At 66.4% G+C, this 20,853-nt stretch carries 20 protein-coding genes; 6 read left to right on the forward strand and 14 right to left on the reverse strand.

Annotated elements, in window-relative coordinates:
• Window positions 1-55 precede the first annotated feature (55 nt).
• From rnhB to rpsB, 14 genes are all read right to left on the reverse strand, one after another.
• Window positions 56-730 (reverse strand): ribonuclease HII, encoded by a 675-nt coding sequence (rnhB, locus tag RA164_RS04615; RefSeq protein ID WP_412731066.1) that lies wholly within the window; start codon window positions 728-730, stop codon window positions 56-58.
• A complete protein-coding gene (gene lpxB, locus RA164_RS04620; protein WP_329742794.1) occupies window positions 708-1,916 on the reverse strand; it encodes a lipid-A-disaccharide synthase in 1,209 nt (402 codons plus the stop codon). Before lpxB ends, rnhB begins: the two co-directional genes overlap by 23 nt.
• A 50-nt stretch (window positions 1,917-1,966) precedes the next feature.
• Window positions 1,967-2,740 carry an acyl-ACP--UDP-N-acetylglucosamine O-acyltransferase gene (gene lpxA / locus RA164_RS04625; protein ID WP_329742795.1) on the reverse strand — a complete coding sequence of 258 codons (774 nt, stop codon included), beginning with the start codon at window positions 2,738-2,740 and terminating at the stop codon, window positions 1,967-1,969.
• On the reverse strand, window positions 2,737-3,210 hold the full coding sequence (gene fabZ / locus RA164_RS04630; RefSeq protein WP_329742796.1) for a 3-hydroxyacyl-ACP dehydratase FabZ: 474 nt from the start codon (window positions 3,208-3,210) through the stop codon (window positions 2,737-2,739). The genes lpxA and fabZ overlap by 4 nt, the downstream gene beginning before the upstream one ends.
• On the reverse strand, window positions 3,203-4,234 hold the full coding sequence (gene lpxD, locus RA164_RS04635) for a UDP-3-O-(3-hydroxymyristoyl)glucosamine N-acyltransferase (RefSeq protein ID WP_329742797.1): 1,032 nt from the start codon (window positions 4,232-4,234) through the stop codon (window positions 3,203-3,205). Before lpxD ends, fabZ begins: the two co-directional genes overlap by 8 nt.
• A gap of 123 nt (window positions 4,235-4,357) precedes the next feature.
• Window positions 4,358-6,772 carry an outer membrane protein assembly factor BamA gene (gene bamA, locus RA164_RS04640; RefSeq protein ID WP_329742798.1) on the reverse strand — a complete coding sequence of 805 codons (2,415 nt, stop codon included), beginning with the start codon at window positions 6,770-6,772 and terminating at the stop codon, window positions 4,358-4,360.
• Window positions 6,773-6,988: 216 nt separating this feature from the next.
• Window positions 6,989-8,338, reverse strand: a complete 1,350-nt coding sequence (gene rseP, locus RA164_RS04645; protein ID WP_329742799.1) for an RIP metalloprotease RseP — start codon at window positions 8,336-8,338, stop codon at window positions 6,989-6,991.
• A 43-nt stretch (window positions 8,339-8,381) separates the two neighbouring features.
• On the reverse strand, window positions 8,382-9,560 hold the full coding sequence (locus RA164_RS04650; RefSeq protein ID WP_329743480.1) for a 1-deoxy-D-xylulose-5-phosphate reductoisomerase: 1,179 nt from the start codon (window positions 9,558-9,560) through the stop codon (window positions 8,382-8,384).
• A gap of 21 nt (window positions 9,561-9,581) precedes the next feature.
• Window positions 9,582-10,403, reverse strand: a complete 822-nt coding sequence (locus tag RA164_RS04655) for a phosphatidate cytidylyltransferase (RefSeq protein WP_329742800.1) — start codon at window positions 10,401-10,403, stop codon at window positions 9,582-9,584.
• Entirely contained in the window at window positions 10,397-11,143 is a 747-nt protein-coding gene (uppS, locus tag RA164_RS04660) for a polyprenyl diphosphate synthase (protein ID WP_329742801.1), read from the reverse strand. Before uppS ends, RA164_RS04655 begins: the two co-directional genes overlap by 7 nt.
• A 242-nt stretch (window positions 11,144-11,385) precedes the next feature.
• Window positions 11,386-11,943, reverse strand: a complete 558-nt coding sequence (gene frr / locus RA164_RS04665) for a ribosome recycling factor (RefSeq protein ID WP_329742802.1) — start codon at window positions 11,941-11,943, stop codon at window positions 11,386-11,388.
• A 112-nt stretch (window positions 11,944-12,055) separates the two neighbouring features.
• Complete coding sequence (pyrH, locus tag RA164_RS04670; protein ID WP_329742803.1) at window positions 12,056-12,778, reverse strand: UMP kinase; 723 nt, start codon at window positions 12,776-12,778, stop codon at window positions 12,056-12,058.
• A 201-nt stretch (window positions 12,779-12,979) separates the two neighbouring features.
• Window positions 12,980-13,858: a translation elongation factor Ts gene (gene tsf, locus RA164_RS04675; RefSeq protein ID WP_329742804.1), complete on the reverse strand. Its 879-nt coding sequence runs from the start codon at window positions 13,856-13,858 to the stop codon at window positions 12,980-12,982.
• 57 nt (window positions 13,859-13,915) lie between these two features.
• Window positions 13,916-14,773 carry a 30S ribosomal protein S2 gene (gene rpsB / locus RA164_RS04680; protein WP_329742805.1) on the reverse strand — a complete coding sequence of 286 codons (858 nt, stop codon included), beginning with the start codon at window positions 14,771-14,773 and terminating at the stop codon, window positions 13,916-13,918.
• Between the two features lie 305 nt (window positions 14,774-15,078).
• Here rpsB and map point away from each other — a divergent pair, with 305 nt between their 5' ends.
• From map to RA164_RS04710, 6 genes are all read left to right on the forward strand, one after another.
• Complete coding sequence (map, locus tag RA164_RS04685; RefSeq protein WP_329742806.1) at window positions 15,079-15,843, forward strand: type I methionyl aminopeptidase; 765 nt, start codon at window positions 15,079-15,081, stop codon at window positions 15,841-15,843.
• A 33-nt stretch (window positions 15,844-15,876) separates the two neighbouring features.
• On the forward strand, window positions 15,877-16,158 hold the full coding sequence (locus RA164_RS04690; protein ID WP_329742807.1) for a hypothetical protein: 282 nt from the start codon (window positions 15,877-15,879) through the stop codon (window positions 16,156-16,158).
• A gap of 31 nt (window positions 16,159-16,189) precedes the next feature.
• Window positions 16,190-18,844: a [protein-PII] uridylyltransferase gene (glnD, locus tag RA164_RS04695; protein WP_329742808.1), complete on the forward strand. Its 2,655-nt coding sequence runs from the start codon at window positions 16,190-16,192 to the stop codon at window positions 18,842-18,844.
• 134 nt (window positions 18,845-18,978) lie between these two features.
• Entirely contained in the window at window positions 18,979-19,533 is a 555-nt protein-coding gene (locus tag RA164_RS04700) for a YfaZ family outer membrane protein (RefSeq protein ID WP_329742809.1), read from the forward strand.
• Window positions 19,534-19,632: 99 nt separating this feature from the next.
• A complete protein-coding gene (gene dapD / locus RA164_RS04705) occupies window positions 19,633-20,460 on the forward strand; it encodes a 2,3,4,5-tetrahydropyridine-2,6-dicarboxylate N-succinyltransferase (RefSeq protein ID WP_329742810.1) in 828 nt (275 codons plus the stop codon).
• The gene (locus tag RA164_RS04710; RefSeq protein WP_329742811.1) at window positions 20,457-20,813 is read left to right on the forward strand and encodes a Spx/MgsR family RNA polymerase-binding regulatory protein; all 357 of its coding nucleotides are present in this window, start codon (window positions 20,457-20,459) and stop codon (window positions 20,811-20,813) included. The genes dapD and RA164_RS04710 overlap by 4 nt, the downstream gene beginning before the upstream one ends.
• The last annotated feature ends 40 nt before the right edge of the window (window positions 20,814-20,853 follow it).

A 20,853-nucleotide genomic window follows, 5' to 3' on the forward strand; every position in this document is an offset into this window, starting at 1 on the left:
CCATTGACGGTCGCGCACGTGTCCGCGCGTGACACTGCAGGCGGCGTGTGCCGGGTCAGTCGGCAGCCGCGAGCAGGGCGCGTACCGGGGCGAAACTGCGCCGGTGCTGCGGGCAGGGACCGAGCTGCTGCAGGGCGGCCAGATGGGCCGGGGTCGGGTAGCCCTTGTGGATGGCGAACCCGTAGCCCGGATAGTCCGCATCGAGGGCCGTCATCCAGCGATCGCGGGTGACCTTGGCCAGTATCGACGCGGCACTGATCGACGGTTCCAGCGCATCGCCGCCGACGATGGCACGCCCGGCACAGGGAAGGCCCGGCGGCAGCTTGTTGCCGTCGATCAGCGCCTCGTGCGGCATCACGGGCAGGCCGCTGACGGCCCGGCACATGCCGGCCATGGTGGCCTGGAAGATGTTCAGCGTATCGATCTCTTTCACCTCGACCAGCACAATGTGCCAGGCCAGCGCCTGTTCGATGATGCGCGGATAAAGCGCCTCGCGTTTTTTCTCGCTGAGTTTCTTGGAGTCGTCGAGACCGGGAATCGGTCGCGCGGGGTCGAGGATCACGGCGGCCACCGCGACCGGTCCGGCCAGCGGCCCGCGGCCGGCTTCGTCGACGCCTGCCGTCAGCGGTTGCACGCCGGGTGCCGGAGTTTGCGTCGGTGACTCATGGCCGGGATCGCCGAAGGGCAGCGGAAAGCTGCTTGCGGACTTACGCCTCGGCACGGCTGGCATCCAGCATGTCGGCAATCGCCGCGGCGGCCTGGTCGCCGGCGGGCGACTCGGCATCGCCACGCAGCGCGTGATGCAGCTGTTCGAAGGCGGCGACGATGGCACCGCGCCGCTCGCTGTCGTTGAACAGCGCCAGCGTGGCGTCGGCGAGCTTCGCGGCGGTGAAGTCGTCCTGCATCAGTTCCGGCACCAGCAGCGCCTTCTCGCCCATGCCGCTGGCACGCGCCAGGATGTTGGGCAGGGTATAGACGTCGGTCTTGAGCATGTTCAGCGTGCGGGCGATGCCGTAGCTGACCGGTGACACGCGGTAACCGGCGACCATCGGACGTTTGGCCAGCATGGCTTCGAGCGCGGCGGTACCCGAGGCCAGCAGCACCACGTCGGAGGCCAGCATGGCTTCGTGCGCATGGCCGTCGTAGAGCATCAGCTGCTCGTTGCCGGGGCCCTTCGCGAGCATCCCACGCAGGGTTTCCAGCACCTGCGGATTGGCTGCGGGGATGACCACGCGCATTCCGGGCATGGCTGCGGTCAGGCGCCGTGCGGCATCGATGAAGGTGGCTCCCATGCGTGCCAGTTCGGACGGACGGCTGCCGGGCAGCAGGGCCAGTACCGGGACATCCATCGGCAGCTGCAGGATTTCGCGTGCACCGCTGCGGTCCGACACCAGCGCGAAACGGTCGGCCAGCGGATGGCCGACGAAGCGCGCATCGACGTGGTGCCTCGCGTAGATCGCCGGCTCCATCGGAAACAGGCAAAGCACCCGGTCGGCGCTGTGGCCGATCTTTTCCGCGCGCTTCTCGCGCCAGGCCCATACCGACGGGCTGACATAGTGCACGGTGCGCAGGCCGGCCTTTTTCAGGCGTTGCTCCACGCCGAGGTTGAAATCCGGGGCGTCGATGCCGACCACCACGTCGGGCCGTGTTTTCAGCAGCCGGGCCACCAGCGCCTTGCGCAGGCGCAGCAGGCGCGGCAGGTGGCTCACCACCTCGACAAAGCCGAACAGCGACAGTTCGTGGATGTCGTGCCAGGACTCGAAGTCCTGCGCCTGCATGCGCTTGCCGCCGATGCCGACGAAGCGCGCGGCGGGATAGCGCTGGCGCAGCGCGACGATCAGGTCGGCGCCGAGCTGGTCGCCGGAATCCTCACCGGCAAGAATGGCAATGGTCGGGCCTGGATGATTCTCGGACATGATGCGTCAGTGGGAGCGTACGGCGTGCCGGGGTACGGCCGGCATGCCGGTCAGCGGGCCAGCGAACGTTCGCTGCGGTCGAGGAATTCGAGCATGGCGCGCACATCGTCACTTTCCGCCGCCAGCGTGCCCAGTTGCTCGCGTGCCTCGGGCAGCGACAGCCCGGCCATGTACAGCGTGCGATAGGCCCGCTTGATGGCCGAGATGCGCGAGGTATCGAAGCCGCGGCGCTTGAGCCCCTCGCTGTTGATGCCGCGCGGCCGGCCGCGCGATTCGTTCGCCATCATCACGAACGGGGGTACGTCCGCGCCGACCAGGCAGCCCATGCCGATGAAGGCGTGGGCGCCGACCTTGCAGAACTGGTGCACACCCGCGTAACCGGAAACGATCACCCAGTCGCCGATCTCCACATGGCCGGCCAGCGCCGAGTAGTTGGAGAACACGGTGTGGTTGCCGACATGGCAGTCGTGGGCGATGTGCACGTAGGCCAGCAGCCAGTTGTCATTGCCGATACTGGTGATGCCGCCGCCCTCGCCGGTGCCGCGGTTAATCGTCACGAATTCGCGGATCAGGTTGCGGTCGCCGATCACCAGCTCGGTGCGCTCGCCGCCCCACTTCTTGTCCTGCGGGGTATTGCCGATCGATGCGAACTGCGAAATGCGGTTGTCGCGGCCGATGCGGGTCGGACCCTCGATCACCACATGCGCACCGATCACCGTGCCCTCGCCGATCTCCACGTCTGCGCCGATGACGCTGAATGCGCCGATGCTGACATTGGGGCCGATGCTCGCACCGGCGTCGATCTGCGCGGTGGGGTGGATCATTTCTCGTTCCTCGCCGCGCACATCAGTTCGCAGCTGGCCACTTCCTTGCCGTCCACCATCGTGCGCGCCGCGAACAGTCCCATGCCGCGCATCACGCGCTTGATCGATACTTCGAGACGCAGCTGGTCACCCGGTACCACCGGCGCGCTGAAGCGCGCGTTGTCCACCTTGACCAGGTAGAACAGCGGATTTTCGGTGTTGCCCTTCATGCGGTTGCTGATCTGGGTGAGCAGACCCGCAGCCTGCGCCATCGCCTCGACGATCAGCACACCGGGCATCACCGGGTGGCCCGGAAAGTGGCCGTTGAAGAACGGCTCGTTGATGGTGACGTTCTTCAGCGCCACCACGCTCTTGTCCGGCACGATCTCGATCACCCGGTCGACCAGCAGGAACGGGTAACGGTGCGGCAGCAACTGCTGGATCTGTTCCACATTGGCCGGCAGGGTCACGGTCGAGACGTTGTCACTCATGGTTCTTGTCCTTTTCCAGCGCCGAGAGACGGCGCACGTAATCATCCAGGTGCTTGAAGCGTGCCGCGTTCCGGCGCCACTGACGGTTTTCCTGCAGCGGAATGCCGGAGGAATATTCACCCGGCTCGCGGATTGAGTGCGTCACCAGGCTCTTGGCGGTAATGGTAACCCGGTCAGCCACTTCGAGGTGGCCGAGCACGCCGGCGTTGCCGCCGATCATGCAGTAGCGGCCGATTCGGGCGCTGCCGGCAACCGCGGCGCAGCCGGCCATGGCGGTGTGTGCGCCGACGTGGACGTTGTGGGCGATCTGGATCTGGTTGTCCAGGCGCACATCTTCCTCGAGCACGGTATCGTCTAGTGCGCCGCGGTCGATGGTGGTATTGGCGCCGATCTCGCAGTCGTCGCCGATGCGCACGCCGCCGAGCTGGGGCAGCTTGATCCAGTGGTCGGTGTCGAAGGCCAGGCCGAAACCGTCCGAGCCGATCACCGCGCCCGGATGCACCAGAACACGCTTGCCCAGCGTGACACGGGTGACCAGCGTCACCCGTGCGACCAGACGCGACTGCGCACCGACCGTGCAGCCCTCGCCGATGATGCAGTGTGGGCCCAGCACCGCACCGTCCTCAACCACGGCACCGTCCTCGACCACGCAGCAGGGGCCGATGCTGGCGCTCGGGCTCACCGTGGCCGTGGCCGACACCACGGCGCTGGGGTGGATGCCGCTGGGCGCTGCCGGCAGGCGCTCGAACAGTGCGGCGATCTTTGCGTAGGCCACGTAGGGGTCGCGTGCGACCAATGCCGGCACGCGGCAGTTGGGCAGGTCTTCCTCGCGCACGATGACGGCGCCTGCGCGCGTGTCTGCAAGCTGCGCGGCGTATTTGCTGTTGGACAGGAAGCTCAAGCGGCGGCCGTCGGCACCGGCCAGCGTACCGACGCCTTCGATACGCACTTCAGCGTTGCCGTGGCAGCGCAGTCCGAAGCGTTCGGCGAGTTCGGTCAGCGAATAGATCGGGGGTGGGTTCAAGAGGCTCTCCAAAGCTCGGCGGCCATTGTATCGGCGCAAGCATGCCAGTGCGATGCGTACTGGCCGAAAACGAAAAGCGCGGCCAGGCCGCGCTTTTCGTGGGAACCACATGGTAACCCGCGGTCAGAACTGGCTGCCGAAGGTGAACTGGATGCGCTCCTCGTAGTGCGAGTCGCCTGGCTGCGTGCGGAACGGCTGGGCCAGACTGATGATCAGCGGTCCGATCGGCGCACGCCAGTGCAGGGAGATGCCGTACGACGCGTCGAGCTGCTTGGTGCTGAAGCTCTGGAAGTTCCTGTAGGCATTGCCCACGTCCATGAACAGCGATACGCGTGCGGTATCGATGTTCTTCAGGAACGGCAGCGGCAGATAGACCTCGGCGGTGCCCAGCACCTTGAAGGCGCCACCGATAGGCTGTGCGTAGTAGTAGTAGCTGCTGTTGCAGTTGCCGTTGGCGTCGGGCTGGACGGCCTTGCCGGTGGTCGAGTTGATGCCGGCACAGACGCGCGGCCCCAGCGTGTTGTCCTGGAAGCCGCGGACGTCGCGCACGCCGCCGGCGTAGTAGTTCTGCCAGAACGGGTAGTCGTACTTCTGGCCGGCGACGTACTGGCCGAAGGTGCGGCTGTAGGTCTGGTTGCCGTAGGTGTTGCCGTAGCCGACCTGGCCGTCCAGGTACAGCACGAAGCCGCCGCCGACTGGCCAGTAGTGGTTCGCCTCGCCGGTGAAGCGCCAGTACTGCACGGTGGAGCCGGGCAGGGCGCCGTCCACAGTGGCCGACAGCAGGCCGCCACGGGTCGCCGCCCAGTAGCTGTTGCGGGTGTCGTAGGTCCAGCCCACCGAGCCGGTCCAGGAGTGGATGGTCTGATGGCCGATCGCATTCTGGTAGTCGATCAGCACCTGCGGCGTGTAGCCCGAGTAGGTGTTGATCTTGGTGCTGCTCAGGCCAAGGCTCATGTTGATCCCCTGGAAGTCGGAGATCGGAATGCCAAGGGTGGTCGCGAACGAGCGCGTGCTGTTGGAGTAGCTGGCGTACTGGCTGCCCAGACTGCTGTAGTCGGCCTTCGACAGGCTGACGTTGTAACCGAGGCCGATGCCGTTCTCGGTCAGCGCCGGGTTGTAGTAGCTGGCGTTGATCTGGGTGTAGTAGTTGCTGCGCTGGGCGCCGACCGAGAAACGGTCGCCGGTGCCGAGGAAGTTGTTCTCCGAGACCGAGCCGGACAGGATCATGCCCGAATACTGCGAGTAGCCCACGCCGAACATCAGGCTGCCGGCGGACTGCTCCTCGACCTTCACGTTGATGTCGACCTGGTCGACGGTGCCCGGCACCCGGGTCTTGGAGATCTTCACCTTCTTGAAGAAGCCCAGGCGTTGCAGGCGGATCTTCGAACGGTCGATCGCGGCCTGCGAATACCACGAGCCCTCGAGCTGGCGCATTTCGCGGCGCAGCACCTCGTCCTCGGTATGCGTGTTGCCCTGGAAGATCACGCGCCGCACGTAGATGCGATGACCCGGCTGCACGTAAAGGGTCACGTCGACGGTGCGGTTTTTCTTGTCCAGCTTGGGAATCGTGTCGACCTTGGCATAGGCATAGCCCATGTCGGCCAGCACGGCCTTGATGCCCTTGGTGGAATTCTCGACCGCCTGGCGGTTGAACAGGTTGCCGGGCTTGACCCATGCATTGACGATGCTGTGCATGACCTTGGGCAGGATCAGGTCACCCAGCAGGTGTACCTTGCTGACCTTGTAGATCGCGCCTTCCTTCACGTCGGCGGTGATGTACATCGCCTGCTTGTCGGGCGAGATGGTCACCTGCGACGAGTCGACCGCGAAGTCGGCATAACCGCGGTCCATGTAGTAGGACTGCAGCTTGGTCAGGTCACCGGACAGCTTGTCGCTCGAGTACTGGTCGTTCTTGGAGTACCACGACATCCAGTTGGTGGTGCCCGATTCGAAATTCTTCTCGATCTGCTTGTCGGTGAACGCGTGGTTGCCGACGATGTTCAGTTCCTTGATCTTGGCGACCTTGCCCTCGCGGATCTCCAGGTCGATGGCCACGCGGTTGCGGTCGAGGCGGGTGACGTGCGGAATCACCGACACGTTGTACTTGCCGCGGTTGTAGTACTGCGTGATCAGCTCCTGCTGCACGCGGTCCAGCGCCAGCCGGTCGAAGGTCTGTCCCTCGGCCAGGCCGATCGACTTCAGGCCTTTCTTCAGGTCGTCGGTCTTGATGTCGTGGTTGCCGCGGATGGTCAGCTTGGCGATGGACGGGCGCTCGACCACCTTGATCACCAGGATGTTGCCCTGGCGGTCCATCTCCACATCACTGAAGAAGTTGGTCTGATAGAGCGCGCGGATCGCCCGCTGCGCCTCGTCGGTGGTGAGCCGCTCGCCCTTGCTGATCGGCAGGTAGTTGTAGACCGTGCCGGCCGAAATGCGGCTGAGGCCGTCGATACGGATATCGGAAACGACGAACGGCTCGAAGGCGAGCACATTGGCGGAGAGTGAGGCAAGCAGGATCAGGGCGGCGATACGCTTCATCGTCGATTCCGTTGGGTTATTTCGGCGAGGCGGCCGATACGGCCGCCCCGGTCGATGCGTGGAGCCGGGACGGGCCTGGCTCCGGAAAGGGTTTTGCACGGTTTGAAGCGACTGGCGATCGCACGCCATGCCACGGGACCGTACGTAGAAAGGCCCATGTGATCACGCGACGGCCGCCGGCGATCGAGGCTTGGCTGCTGGCAGAACGCATCCGTGTCACGTGGGCAGGATGATGCGGTGGATATCGTTGTAGAAGGCCAGCCCCATCAGCGTGAACAGAAGCAGCAGGCCCACGTACTGGCCAGCGATCATGGCACGCTCGCTGAGCGGGCTGCCCTTGACCAGCTCGATAAGGTAATACAGCAGGTGGCCGCCGTCCAAGATCGGGATCGGCAACAGGTTGAGAATGCCCAGGCTCAGCGAGACCAGCGCCAGGAACTGCAGGAAGCTGGACAGCCCTTGGCTGGCAGAGGCGTTCGCCACCTGGGCGATGCCGATCACGCCGGAGAGGTTGCTGGTCGATGCGCGCCCGCTGAGCATTTCCCGGATCATGTCGAACACGTCGCGGGTGTGGCCCCAGGTTTCGCTGAGCGAGGCGCGCAGCGCGCCGACCGGGCCGTAGTGCTGGATCGCCGTCTTCAGCGCTGGCGAACCCACGCCGATGATCCAACGTGCCGGCTGGCCGTCGATGGATTCCTTGCGCGCAGTGAGCTGGAACTGCATTGGCTTGCCATGGCGCTCGGCGCCGATGACGAGTCGGGGCGACTGCGCGGCCGCCTTGGCGATCAGCTTGCCGAGGTCCTCGAAGTTCGCCACCGGCTGGCCGTTCACGCTGACCAGCCGGTCGCCGCCCTGGATGCCGGCGGCTGCCGCCGGCTGGCCGGCTTCCACGTTGGCGGCGATGGCTGGCGGTGGCGCCAGCTTGATGCCGAGCTGGAGCAGATAGTGTCCGACGTCCTTGCCTGCCGGCAGCTTCTCCAGTTGCAGCACGACCACCCGCTGGGTGCCATCCGGGTCGCGCACGGTAACCGGCAGGGGCTCGCGTCCCAGCAGGGCGTAGCCGAGCGCGTCGAGCGAACCGCTCCAGGTGGTCACGGTGGTATTGCCGACCTGCAGCAGGCGGTCGCCCGGACGGATGCCGGCTTCGGCCGCGATGCTGTGCGGCGTGGCGGTGACGATGGGCGCGTAGTCGGTACGTCCCAGCACGAACATCAGCCAGAACGCGGCGATGGTGAAGATCAGGTTGAAGCCGGGGCCGGCGATCACGATGGCGATGCGCTTCCAGACCGACTGCGCGGTGAATTCCTGTGCACGCAGCTCCGGCGGCACTTCGCCTTCGCGGGCGTCGAGCATTTTCACGTAGCCGCCCAGCGGAATCGCGGCCACCTGGTATTCGCAGCCGTCGCGGCCGACGTGCTTCCAGATCGCCTTGCCGAAGCCCACCGAGAAACGCAGCACCTTGACCCCGCAGCGGCGGGCCACCCAGTAATGTCCGAATTCGTGAAAGGTCACCAGCACGCCCAGCGTGACAAGTAACCAGAACACAGAGCCAAGGACGGGATTCATCAAGAAATCAGCTGCATATCGAAGGAGGGAGGGAGCAAGCTTATCAGCAAGCGTTGCGTAGAAGCCGCCGTGCCACACTGCGTGCGGCCAGGTCGCGTTCGGCTAGCGTTTGGATATCGACCACGGGCAGCGCCGGCAGTTCCGTGAGTACCGATTCGACCAGGTCGGCAATCGACAGGAACGGCAGGGGTCCGGCCAGGAAGGCTTCCACCGCTACCTCATTCGCGGCGTTCAGGATGGCCGGCGCGTCGCCGCCTTCCCGCAGTGCCTGGAAGGCCAGGGCGAGACAGCGGAAGGTGCCGAGGTCCGGTGATTCGAACTGCAGCGGTTCCGAGCTGGCCAGGTCCAGCGGCGCGACACCGGATTCCACGCGCTCCGGCCAGGCCAGGGCATGGGCCAGGGCGGTGCGCATGTCCGGGTTGCCCAGTTGGGCCAGCACCGAGCCGTCCACGTATTCCACCAGCGAGTGCACCAGACTCTGCGGGTGCACCAGCACCTCGATGGTGTCGGGTGTGGCGTTGAACAGGTGATGGGCCTCGATCACCTCCAGCCCCTTGTTCATCAGGGTGGCCGAGTCGACCGAGATCTTGCGGCCCATCGACCATTTCGGGTGCTTGCAGGCCTGGTCGGGCGTGACCGCCGCCAGGTCGCCGCGGTTGCGCCCGCGGAACGGGCCGCCCGAGGCGGTCAGGATCAGTCGGCGCACACCGCAGCGGCCCAGCTCGCCGGGGCGGCCGCCGGGCAGGCACTGGAAGATCGCGTTGTGTTCGGAGTCGACCGGAATCAGCTCGCCGCCACCGGCACGCAGCGCGTCCAGCAGCAAGGGGCCGGCCATCACGATGGATTCCTTGTTGGCCAGCAGCAGGCGCTTGCCGGCACGTGCGGCAGCCAGGGTCGATTCCAGCCCGGCGGCGCCCACGATGGCGGCCACCACCGTGTCACAGAGCGGGCTGGAGGCTGCCGCGGCAATCGCGGCCATGCCGCTGGCGGTATCGCAGCGTACGCCGGCCGCGGCCAATCGACGGGCCAGTTCGCCTTCCAGCGACGGGTCGGCGATCACCGCGAGTTCCGGCCGGTGCGTGACACACAGGTCGACCAGCGACTCCACATTGCGGTGGGCGGTCAGTACGCTGGCGCGGAAACGGTCCGGGTGCCGCGCGATCACGTCCAGCGTGCTTCCGCCGATCGAGCCGGTGGCGCCCAGGACAGCGATGTTGCGCAGAGGTGTCGTCATGGCGATGGCCTACAGGCCCAGCAGCAGCAGGCCGAGCGCGAACAGCGGCATGGCGGCGAACACGCTGTCGAAGCGGTCCAGCAGGCCGCCGTGGCCGGGAAAGAGTGCGCCGGAGTCCTTCACCTGCGCGTGGCGCTTCATCAGGCTCTCGAGCAGGTCGCCCACGATCGATACGGCGACCACCAGCAGGGCCAGCACCGCCAGGCCGATCAGGCGCGCGTCGCGGACGCCCAGCAGCCAGCCGCCGACCAGCATCACCAGCATGCCGGCCACCAGCGCGCCCCAGGCGCCGGCCCAGGTCTTGCCGGGGCTGATCTGCGGGGCCAGCTTGCGGCGGCCGAACTGGCGTCCGCTGAAATAGGCGCCGATATCGGCGGCCCATACCGTGCACAGGGCAAGCAATGTCCACAGGTGGCCGTGCGGGTGGTTGTCACCGTGCACGCGGAGCAGTGCCACCCAGGCCGGAATGATCACGAAGGCGCCGGCCAGCAGCTTAATGTTGCGGTTTTCCGTCGTGGGCGCGGCACCAAAGGCGAAGTGGCGCAGCCACACGCAGGCGAGCAGCCACCACATCACGCCAGCGACCAGCAGCAGCGACCACAGTGCCGGGCTGCGCAGATGCCAGAGCGCGGCAAACAGGGCGGCCTGTACGGCCAGCACGGCCAGCCGCGGGCCGGTCGTGCGCAGGCCGGCCAGTCGGGTCCATTCCCAGCCGGCGCCGATGAAGGCCGCGGCCGCGGCCGCGGCAAACACCTTCTCCGGCGACAGCAGCACGATCAGTATGGCCAGCGGTGCGAGGATGACGGCGGTAATGATGCGCTGGATCAGCATGCGGGATTCCGGGAGCGGGCGACCTGGTCGCCGGTGCGGCCGTAGCGGCGTTCCCGACCAGCATAGTCGGCGATCGCCTGCTGCAGGCAGGTCTGGTCGAAATCCGGCCACAGCGTGTCGGTGAAATAGAGTTCGGCGTAGGCCAGCTGCCACAGCAGGAAGTTGCTGACGCGGCGCTCCCCGCCGGTACGCACGAACAGGTCCAGCGGAGGCAGCTCGGCCAGGCTCATCCATTTGCCGAGCGTGGCTTCGCCGATCTCCTCCACGCGCATCTCGCCGCGCTCGACCGCGCGGGCGGCATGGCGTGCGGCCTGCGTGATATCCCAGCGGCCCCCGTAGTTGACGGCCACGTTCAGGTGCAGGCGGTCATTGTCCGACGTGCGCTTCATGGCGTCCTGCATGCTCTTCTGCAGGGTGTCGCTGAAGGCGTCCAGGTCACCGATGAAACGCAGGCGAACACCCTGTTCGTGCAGTTCGTCGACTTCCTTGCTCAACGCGCGCAGGAACAGCGCCATCAATGCGCTGACTTCCTCTTCCGGGCGTTGCCAGTTCTCGCTGGAGAAGGCGAACAGAGTGAGCGCGCCGACGCCTTGGCGCAGGCAGCCCTCGACGACCTCGCGCACGGCCTTGCGTCCCGCGTTGTGGCCAAAGCTGCGTGGGCGGTGGCGGGCCTTGGCCCAGCGCCCGTTGCCATCCATCACGATGGCGATATGGCGCGGAATGGCTGGCGTGGAAGTCATTGGCTGGTCCGAGCCATGCTGCTTTCCCGTCGTGGACATCCAGCCCCTGACGGGGTGGAGCCTGGATTCGCGCCGGTGGTGTCGGCGAGGTGTCGCGCGATCCGTCCGGCGCGGTGGTGGTCGTCCATCGAGCTAGCGGTCCGGAACCGTGATGGCCGGGGGGCCGCAGGCGAAGACGCCGGCATGCTGGCTGCTGCGCGGAGCATTTCCTGAGCGTGCGGCGTCATCCCGGTCCGGCCCGTTCAGATGGACATCAGTTCGTCTTCCTTGGCCTTGACCACGGCATCGACTTCCTTCACGAAGCGATCGGTCAGCTTCTGGATGTCGTCATCGGCGCGGCGCTCGTCGTCCTCGGTGATCTGCTTGTCCTTGAGCAGATCCTTGGCCTTCTGCATCGCGTCGCGGCGCACGTTGCGGATCGCGATCTTGGCGTTTTCGCCTTCGTGCGCCACGTGCTTGGCCAGCTCCTTGCGGCGTTCCTCGGTGAGCGGCGGCATGTTCAGCCGGATCACGGTGCCCGCGGTGGTCGGCGTGATGCCGACGTCGGAGGCCATGATCGCTTTCTCGACCGGGGCGACCAGGGTCTTGTCGAATGGCGTGATGATGATCGAGCGGGCATCGCCCAGCGAGATCGAGGCCACTTGGTTCAGCGGCATTTCCGAGCCATAGGCCGGCACGCGGATATTTTCCACCAGCGCGGTGCTGGCGCGACCGGTGCGCAGCCGGGTCAGTTCGTGCTTGAGGGCGTCGATGCTCTTGCCCATGCGGGTTTGGGCATCGGTCTTGATGTCATTGAGCATGGTGCGTTTTCCGGTGAACCAGGCAAGCCGATGAGTATAGCAGGCGGCAACTGGCCGGATGGGCCGGGGTTGTCCTGGACGGGGTTGGGCTGGGTGGGCGGTGGACGCCGGATCAGCCGGCGTCGACCAGTGTGCCGACCGGTTCGCCGCGCAGGATGCGCATCAGGTTGCCGGGGACAGTCATGTCGTAGATGCGCATCGGCATGTGGTCGTCGCGGCACAGCGCGATGGCGGCCGTGTCCATCACCGCCAGCTTGCGTTCGATCACCTCGTCGTAGGTAAGGTGGTCGTAGCGGCGTGCGTCGGCGTGCTTGGCCGGGTCGGCGGTATACACGCCGTCCACCTTGGTGGCCTTGAGCAGCAGGTCGGCGCCGATCTCGACGGCGCGCAGCGCGGCGGCCGAGTCGGTGGTGAAGAACGGGTTGCCGATGCCGGCCGCGAACAGCACGATGCGGCCCTTCTCGATATGGCGGATGGCGCGGCGGCGGATGAAGTCTTCGGCCACGTCGTGGATCTGGATCGCGCTCATCACGCGGGCGTAGCCGCCGCGCTTCTCGATCGCGTCCTGCATGGCCAGGGCATTCATGACCGTGGCGAGCATGCCCATGTGGTCGCCGGTGACACGGTCCATGCCGGCGGCGGCGAGGCCGGCGCCGCGGAAGATGTTGCCGCCGCCGATGACCACGCCGACCTGTATTCCGGCTTTCTGGACCTCGATGATTTCGTCGGCCAGACGGCCGATCACCTTCGGATCGATGCCGTAGTCCCCGTCACCCATCAGTGCTTCACCGGAGAGCTTCAGCAGGATGCGGTGATACGTGGGCTGGTCGCTCATGGGGGCTCCGGATTGTGGGGGTTAAACCGTTCTATTATAGCCGTGTGACGGTGGTCATGCGGTGTTTTTTGTCCGGAGAATGCTGCCCGGTGCATGCCACGTCCGGAGGCCGGGCAAAACAAAGGCCGCGATGAATCGCGGCCTTTGTTTGCAGCAAGCACCGGTGCTACCGCGCCAGGTGCGGGTGCCGCGGGTTGGCGATCAGACCTGCATCGCCTTCGCCACTTCTGCGGCGTAGTCTTCCTGCACCTTCTCGATGCCTTCGCCGACGGCCAGGCGGGCCACCGCCACCACTTCGGCGCCGTCCTTCTTCAGAGCGTCGCCGACGGTCACGTTGGTGTCCAGCACGTAGGCCTGGCCGAGCAGGGTCACCTCGGACACGATCTTGTTGATCTTGCCGGAGATGATCTTGTCCAGGATGTCGGCAGGCTTGGCCTTGTCCTTGTCGGACATCTGGCTCAGCGCGATTTCCTTTTCCTTCTGCACGAAGTCGGCCGGGACGTCCTCGGCCTTGACGTACTGCGGGTTCATCGCCGCCACGTGCATGGCCAGGCCCTTGGCCAGCTCCTCGGAGCCGCCCTTCAGGGCCACCAGTACGCCGATGCGGCCGCCGTGGATGTAGCTGCCGATCACGCCGTCGGTCTCGACGCGGGCGATGCGGCGCACTTCGATCTTCTCGCCGATGGTGGCGATCAGTGCCTTGGCGCCTTCCTCGACGTTGCTGGCGCCCGGGAACGCGGCAGCCTTCAGTGCGTCGATGTCGGCCGCGCCGGATTCCAGCGCCACCGTGGCGACGGTGTCGCTGAACTTCACGAAGTCGGGGTTCTTGGTGACGAAGTCGGTTTCGCAGTTGACCTCGACCAGCACGGCCTTGCCGCCGGCCTGGGCGGAGACGATGCGACCTTCGGCGGCCACGCGGTCGGCCTTCTTGTCAGCCTTGGCCAGGCCGGACTTGCGCAGCCACTCCATCGCCACGTCGATGTCGCCGTTGTTTTCAACCAGCGCCTTCTTGCATTCCATCATGCCGGCACCGGAACGCTCGCGCAGTTCCTTGACCAGTTGTGCGGAAATGTTGCTCATCAGGTTTCCTCGATGCTTGATGCCCGGCGGCTGAGGTCGCCGCCGGGCGGGGATTGCTTACTCGGCGGAAGGTGCGCCGGTGCGCTGGCCGCGGCCACCGTCACGGCGCGGAGCACCCTTCTTGGCCGGGGCGCGGCGCGGAGCGGCCTTGCGCTCTTCGTCCTTGGCGACCGGGTTGCCTTCTTCGTCCAGCTCGACGAACTCGTTGGCGTCGCCCTGGGCGGCGGCCGGTGCGGCGGCCTTGCCTTCCAGGATCGAGTCGGCCGCGGCGCGGGCGTACAACTGGATGGCGCGGATGGCGTCGTCATTGCCCGGGATGGCGTAGTCCACCAGCTCCGGGTTGTAGTTGGTGTCGACCACGGCGACCACCGGGATGCCGAGCTTCTTGGCTTCCTGCACGGCGATGTCCTCGTGGCCGATGTCGACCACGAACAGGGCGTCGGGCAGGCGGTTCATGTTCTTGATGCCGCCCAGCGAGTTTTCCAGCTTGTCGCGCTCGCGTCGGCGGGCCAGCACTTCGTGCTTGACCAGCTTGTCGAACGAGCCGTCGGTCTCGGCCGCTTCCAGTTCCTTCAGGCGGGCCACCGACTGCTTCACGGTGCGGAAGTTGGTCAGCATGCCACCCAGCCAGCGGGCGGTAACGAAAGGCATGCCGGCACGTGCGGCTTCTTCGGCCAGCGGCTCACGGGCGGAGCGCTTGGTGCCGACGAACAGGATGGTGCCGCGCTTCTGGGCCACGCCGGACAGGAAGTTCATCGCGTCGGTGAACAGCGGCAGGGTCTTTTCCAGATTGATGATGTGGATCTTGCCGCGCGCGCCGAAGATGTACGGGGCCATCTTCGGGTTCCAGTAACGGGTCTGGTGACCGAAATGCACGCCAGCTTCGAGCATCTGGCGCATGGTGACTTGAGCCATGGGTGTAACTCCGAATTGTGTGGGCCGGTAGGCCCGGGGGTTGGGACCTCCACGCATCCCCGTGCTCGACCGCGGTGCCTCCGTATGGCGGAAGCGGCCGCAGCACCCCGAGCGCGGTGCCGATGCGTGTGTGGCGTTGGTTTGGGGTTGTACCGCAGGACGGTTACAATTCCCGTTCGTTTTGCGATGCGATGGCGTGAAATGCGCCTTGTGCAGCCTGCAAAACCGGGCAATTGTAGCCGGTGTGCCGGCGTCGCGGCAAGTCGCTGGATTTCAAGCGTTTGTGCCGCCATATGGGCGAGATCATGGCCATTAACCTGAAAACTTCCGAAGACCTTGCAGGCATGCGCGTTGCCGGCCAGCTGGCGGCCGAGGTGCTGGCGCTGCTCAAGGAACACGTCAAGCCGGGCGTCACCACCGAGGAGCTGGACCGCATCGCCTACGAGCACATCGTCAATGTGCAGAAGGCGATTCCCGCCAACGTGGGCTACCACGGGTTCCCCAAGACGCTGTGCACCTCGGTCAATCACGTGATCTGCCACGGGATTCCGACCCCGGGCAAGGTGCTCAAGGACGGCGACATCATCAACCTCGACGTCACTGTCATCAAGGACGGCTGGCACGGGGACACCAGCCGCATGTATTTCGTCGGCACCCCGTCGGTGCTGGCCAAGCGGCTGGTCGAGACCACCCACGAGGCGATGATGCGCGGCATCCAGGCAGTACGCCCCGGCGCGACCCTGGGCGACGTCGGGCATGCCATCCAGAAGCACGCCGAAGCGGCGGGTTTCTCGGTGGTGCGCGAGTACTGCGGGCACGGCATCGGCAAGGTCTACCACGACGAGCCGCAGGTGCTGCATTACGGCAAGCCGGGTGCGGGTATCGAGCTGAAGAAGGGCATGACCTTCACCATCGAGCCGATGATCAACGCCGGCAAGGCGCAGACCAAGCAGCTGCCGGACGGCTGGACCGTAGTGACCAAGGATCACTCGCTGTCGGCGCAGTGGGAGCACACCCTGGCAGTCACCGACGACGGATTCGAGATCCTCACCCCGTGGCCGGACGCCTGAGGTCGCACGCGTGGCCCTGCCGCGGGTGACGTCATGAGCGTCGTGCTTGTGGTCTCCATGGCGCTGATCGCGCTCTGCATCCTGTGGCTGCCGACCTATTCGATGGCCCTGCTGCTGCGCGGTCTGGGCGTGGCCGGCTCCTTCGCCGGCCTGCGGGTGATCATGCCGCTGCAGCTGCTGGCCGTCGTCGTCACGGGCTGGCTGGCCCATCAGTTGGGACTCGCCAACCCCGCCGGCTACGTGCTGGCGATCCTGCTGGCCTCCAGTTTCGTCGGCGTCTTCATCGTGTGGCGTCGTCGGCATCGGGGCGTTTGATTCGCGGCCAAGCCGTGCTGTACTGGTCGGCATGACGACCGAAACTGCCCGACTGCGTTTGCCTCCCTTGCCGCGCCTGCCCACGGCGGTGCCGCGCTCCGGTGTGTCCGTCGATGCCCGTCGTGCCCTGCGGCAATTGCTGGGGGACGTCGATCGGCAGCTGGCTAACGCCTTCCGCGATGGCATGGATGCTGGTGCGCTTGCCAAGCGGCGTGCCGAGTCGGTGACGCGCATCGTGGCGCATGTCTGGCATGCCTGCCTGGGCGAAGTGTCCGGCGCCGCGCTGTTCGCGGTCGGCGGCTTCGGCCGCGGCATGCTGTTTCCCTGTTCCGATGTCGACCTGCTGGTGCTGGCCGAACATCCCGAGCCCTCGCGGCTGCGTGCACTCGAACAGTGTTTCGCGACCTTGTGGGACATCGGCCTCAAGGTCGGTCATGCGGTGCGCGAGCCGGCCCAGTGCCGCGCCCTGGCGGCCGAGGATGTGAGCGTTTTCACCAGCCTGCTGGACGCGCGGCGACTGGCCGGCGACCCGGCATTGGACGCCGTTCTGCGGGATATCGTCGATGATCCTGCGCTGTGGCCGCCGCGTGAGTATCTGGCAGCGCGGCTGGCCGAACGCGATGCGCGGCATGCGCGTTTCGACGACACCGCCTACAACCTTGAGCCCAACCTCAAGGACGGTCCCGGCGGTCTGCGCACGCTCGATTCGCTGCGCTGGCTGGGGCGTCGCCTTGCGCATGCGGGCGGTTTTGGCGACATGCAGCTGGAGGGGCTGCTGGACCCGGCCGAGCGCGAAAGCCTGTGCGAAGCCGAGGAAACCCTGCGGCGCTACCGGTTCGCCCTGCATCTCGAGGCCGGGCGGCCGGAGGAACGGCTGCTGTTCGACTACCAGCGGGCACTGGCGGCACGGCTCGGTTTCGAGGACGAGCACGAGAAGAACCTGGGTGTCGAACAGTTCATGCAGGGCTACTACCGCGCGGCCAGCCAGGTCGAGCGGCTTGGCGTGCAGATTGCCGAGCGTTTCGTCGAAATGCTGGAGCCGCCGCAAGTGGCGCAGCCGGTCGGTGACGACTTCGTGCGTTACGGATCGCGTGTGGCGGCCCGCGATCCGGAGCTTTTCATGCGCCGGCCGGCGGCACTGGTCGAGATCTTCATCGCACGGCTCGACGAACCCGGACTGATCGGTTTCACCGCCGACACCATGCGGCGCATCCATCAGGCCACCGCCGTGCATGGTGCCACGCTGGGCGAGGACCCGCAGGCGCTGGACGCTTTCCTGCGCCTGCTGCGGCGTGGCGCGCGGGCGGTCGATGCGCTGTGGAGCATGAACCGGCATGGCCTGCTGGCGGCGGTGCTGCCGGCCTTTGGCACCGTGTTCGGACGCATGCAGTACGACCTGTTCCATGTCTATACGGTCGACGAGCACACCCTGCGCGTGCTGCACAACATGGCACGCTTCGCCGACCCGGAGGCACGCCGCGACTTTCCGATCGGCTGCGAAATCTGGCCCACTCTGGACAAGCCCGAGCTGATGCTGCTGGCGGGCCTGTTCCACGACATTGCCAAGGGGCGGGGCGGCGATCACTCGGTGCTGGGCGAGGACGACGCGCGGGCGTTCTGCGGCAAGCTGGGGCTGCCGGAGGAAGACGTCGAACTGGTTGCCTGGCTGGTGCGCTGGCACCTGCTGATGAGCGCGACCGCGCAGCGCCAGGACATCACCGATCCGGCCGTGGTGCAGCGTTTTGCCGACCAGGTCGGCGACTGGGCGCGGCTCGATCACCTGTACCTGATGACCGTGTCCGACATCATCGGTACCAGCCCGCGCCTGTGGAATGCCTGGAAGGATCGCCTGCTGGCCGACCTCTACACCTCGACGCGCTATGCGCTGCGCAGCGACGTGCAGCTGCCCATGCATGCCTCGGCACGCGTGCGTGAATGCCGCGAACGTGCCTTGAGTCTGCTGCGTGCCGAAGGCGTCGGAAGCGATGCGATCGCCACAATATGGGCCGACTTCCCCGACCTCAGCTTCCTGCGTCACCGGCCCGAGCAGATTGCCTGGCAGACCATGGCGATCTTGCGCGCAGGCGGAGCCACGACCCTGGTCGAGGTACATCCGTTCTCGGTGCGCGGCAGCACCGAGCTGTTCGTCTATGCGCCCGACCGCGACGGTCTGTTCGCCACTGTCACGGCCATGCTCGACCGCATGCGCTTCTCGGTGGTCGAGGCGCGGATTCTCAGTTCGCACACCGGGCGCGCGCTGGACACCTTCCTGCTGCTGGAATCGGAAACGCAGGAACCGGCCAGCCTGCCGCGTGCCGAGGAACTGCGCCAGCGCATGCAACGGGCGCTGGCCCAGGCCGCGCCGGTAGCGCCGGCCAAACGCAGCATGTCGCGGCACCTGAAGCATTTCCAGATGCCGCCGAAGATCGTGTTCAGCGCGGCCGGCGATCGCACCCAGCTGGCCCTGGTCTGCACGGATCGACCCGGCCTGCTGGCCGCGGCGGCGCAGGCCATGCTGGAAGCGGGTGTGCGCGTGCACGACGCGCGCATCGCCACCTTCGGCGAGCGGGTGGAAGATTTCTTCGAGGTGACCGATCGACATGACGCGCCGCTGTCGCCGCTGCTGCAGGACCGGCTTCTGCAGGCACTGGTGACGCGCGTCGGCAACGCCAAGGCCAGCGCCTGACGCTGTCTTGCTGTCACATGGGTGTTCGTGCCGGCAGCGATCCGGTTAGCATGCGTCCCCCTTTTTTCATGCATGCCGATAGCGCCGCACCGATGCGGCACCGCGCATGCCGATATCCCCGACTGGAGTATTTCATGACCCGTGTTCTGCTTGTCTGCTCACTGCTGGCCAGCATCCTGGCATTCGTGCCGGCCGCGCGTGCCACCAGCGTCGCATTGGGTGGCGGCGACGGTTCGTTCGCCGTGCATGCGGATACGGCGCTGCTGCCGACGCTGCATGCGGATCTCGACTATCTGCGCACGGGCAGCGGCCATGGCAATGCCGATATTTACGGCATCGGCCTGATGGTCTCGCCGCCCACGCCGCTGGTGCATTGGGCGATCGGTGCGCGCTACCAGTACCAGAGCACCCGCTACGGCAATGGCGGTGGCGTCGAGCTGGGTGCCTCGCTGTTCTTCGATACGCCGCTGCCGCTGCTGCGCGTGGGCGGCTACGGTTTCTACATGCCTTCGGGTGCGGCGAGCGGCGACATCCGCCACAGCGCCGACTATGGTGCACAGCTCCGGCTGGGGCTGACCCGTTCGATCTATGCCTATGCCGGCTATCGCTACCTGCGCACGGCGTTCGACGGAACGGGGACGCATGTGGTCTACCGCGGGCCGGCGATCGGTGTCAGCGTCGGTTTCTGATGACATCGAGGCCACTCGTCGGGCGGCAAGGTTTCGCACGGGCCCGGTCGCAGGCACAATGAGCCTGTTTTTCGTTTTCCATTTGGACGTCCATCCGCCATGCAGAACATCGAATCCCTGATCGACGACGCGTTCGAGCGTCGCAGCGAACTTTCCCAGAACGAGATCGAATCCCGGCTGCGCCCCGCGGTGGAGCACGCGCTCGGCCTGCTCGAGTCCGGCGAGCGTCGCGTGGCCGAACCGGACGGACAGGGCGGCTGGGTGGTCAACCAGTGGCTGAAGAAGGCGGTGCTGCTGTACTTCCGCATCAACGGTAACCACGTGGTGGACGGCGGTCCCGCACAGGCCTTCGACAAGGTGCCGCTGCGCTTCGCCCATGGCAACGACGCTGAACTGCAGCAGCTTGGCGCGCGGGTGGTGCCCGGTGCGCTGGTGCGCCGTGGCGCGCACATCGCGAAGGACGCGGTGCTGATGCCGAGCTACGTCAACATCGGCGCCTACGTGGGTGCCGGCACGATGGTCGATACCTGGGCCACGGTCGGTTCCTGTGCGCAGATCGGCGCGGGCGTGCACCTGTCCGGCGGCGTCGGCATCGGCGGCGTGCTGGAGCCGCTGCAGGCCGGCCCGACCATCATCGAGGACCATTGCTTCATCGGCGCGCGCTCGGAAGTGGTCGAGGGCGTGGTGGTGGAGATAGGAAGCGTGATCGGCATGGGCGTGTTCCTGGGCCAGTCCACCCGTATCTACAACCGCGCCACCGGCGAGGTCAGCTATGGCCGCATCCCTGCCGGCAGTGTGGTGGTGGCCGGCAGCCTGCCGGCCAAGGACGGTTCGCACAGCCTGTACGCCGCGGTGATCGTGAAGCAGGTTGACGAAAGGACCCGTGCCAAGACGGGTATCAACGAACTCTTGCGGAGCGCCGAATGAGCGTCGTGCTGTACGGCCTGAAGACCTGCGACACTTGCCGCAAGGCGCGCAACTGGCTGGACCGCTTCGAGCAGCCGTACAGCTTCGTCGATTACCGCGAATCTCCGGTGCCGGCAGCCACGTTGAAGGACTGGGCACAGCAGCTCGGCGGCTGGGAGAAACTGATCAACAAGTCGTCCACCACCTGGCGCAGCCTGCTGCCGCAGCGCAAGAACCCGGGTTCCGACCCGGAGTGGACCTTGCTGCTGAAGGAATACCCCGCGCTGGTCCGCCGGCCGGTGGTGGTGCAGGACGATGGCTCGGTCAGCGTGGGCTTCAGCGACAACGGCTTCAAGAAGCTGTTCGGGCACTAACCACCGTGATGGCCATGCCGCTGGCGGGAATCACACGCCG

This window comes from Dyella sp. A6 (assembly GCF_036320485.1).
Lineage (GTDB): Bacteria > Pseudomonadota > Gammaproteobacteria > Xanthomonadales > Rhodanobacteraceae > Rhodanobacter_A > Rhodanobacter_A aluminiiresistens.

Coding starts and splice junctions, on each gene's coding strand:
- rnhB (WP_412731066.1), bottom strand. CDS start 730: ATGCCAGCCGTGCCGAGGCGTAAGTCCGCAAGCAGCTTTCCGCTGCCC.
- lpxB (WP_329742794.1), bottom strand. CDS start 1,916: ATGTCCGAGAATCATCCAGGCCCGACCATTGCCATTCTTGCCGGTGAG.
- lpxA (WP_329742795.1), bottom strand. CDS start 2,740: ATGATCCACCCCACCGCGCAGATCGACGCCGGTGCGAGCATCGGCCCC.
- fabZ (WP_329742796.1), bottom strand. CDS start 3,210: ATGAGTGACAACGTCTCGACCGTGACCCTGCCGGCCAATGTGGAACAG.
- bamA (WP_329742798.1), bottom strand. CDS start 6,772: ATGAAGCGTATCGCCGCCCTGATCCTGCTTGCCTCACTCTCCGCCAAT.
- rseP (WP_329742799.1), bottom strand. CDS start 8,338: ATGAATCCCGTCCTTGGCTCTGTGTTCTGGTTACTTGTCACGCTGGGC.
- RA164_RS04655 (WP_329742800.1), bottom strand. CDS start 10,403: ATGCTGATCCAGCGCATCATTACCGCCGTCATCCTCGCACCGCTGGCC.
- uppS (WP_329742801.1), bottom strand. CDS start 11,143: ATGACTTCCACGCCAGCCATTCCGCGCCATATCGCCATCGTGATGGAT.
- frr (WP_329742802.1), bottom strand. CDS start 11,943: ATGCTCAATGACATCAAGACCGATGCCCAAACCCGCATGGGCAAGAGC.
- pyrH (WP_329742803.1), bottom strand. CDS start 12,778: ATGAGCGACCAGCCCACGTATCACCGCATCCTGCTGAAGCTCTCCGGT.
- tsf (WP_329742804.1), bottom strand. CDS start 13,858: ATGAGCAACATTTCCGCACAACTGGTCAAGGAACTGCGCGAGCGTTCC.
- rpsB (WP_329742805.1), bottom strand. CDS start 14,773: ATGGCTCAAGTCACCATGCGCCAGATGCTCGAAGCTGGCGTGCATTTC.
- map (WP_329742806.1), top strand. CDS start 15,079: ATGGCCATTAACCTGAAAACTTCCGAAGACCTTGCAGGCATGCGCGTT.
- RA164_RS04690 (WP_329742807.1), top strand. CDS start 15,877: ATGAGCGTCGTGCTTGTGGTCTCCATGGCGCTGATCGCGCTCTGCATC.
- glnD (WP_329742808.1), top strand. CDS start 16,190: ATGACGACCGAAACTGCCCGACTGCGTTTGCCTCCCTTGCCGCGCCTG.
- RA164_RS04700 (WP_329742809.1), top strand. CDS start 18,979: ATGACCCGTGTTCTGCTTGTCTGCTCACTGCTGGCCAGCATCCTGGCA.
- dapD (WP_329742810.1), top strand. CDS start 19,633: ATGCAGAACATCGAATCCCTGATCGACGACGCGTTCGAGCGTCGCAGC.
- RA164_RS04710 (WP_329742811.1), top strand. CDS start 20,457: ATGAGCGTCGTGCTGTACGGCCTGAAGACCTGCGACACTTGCCGCAAG.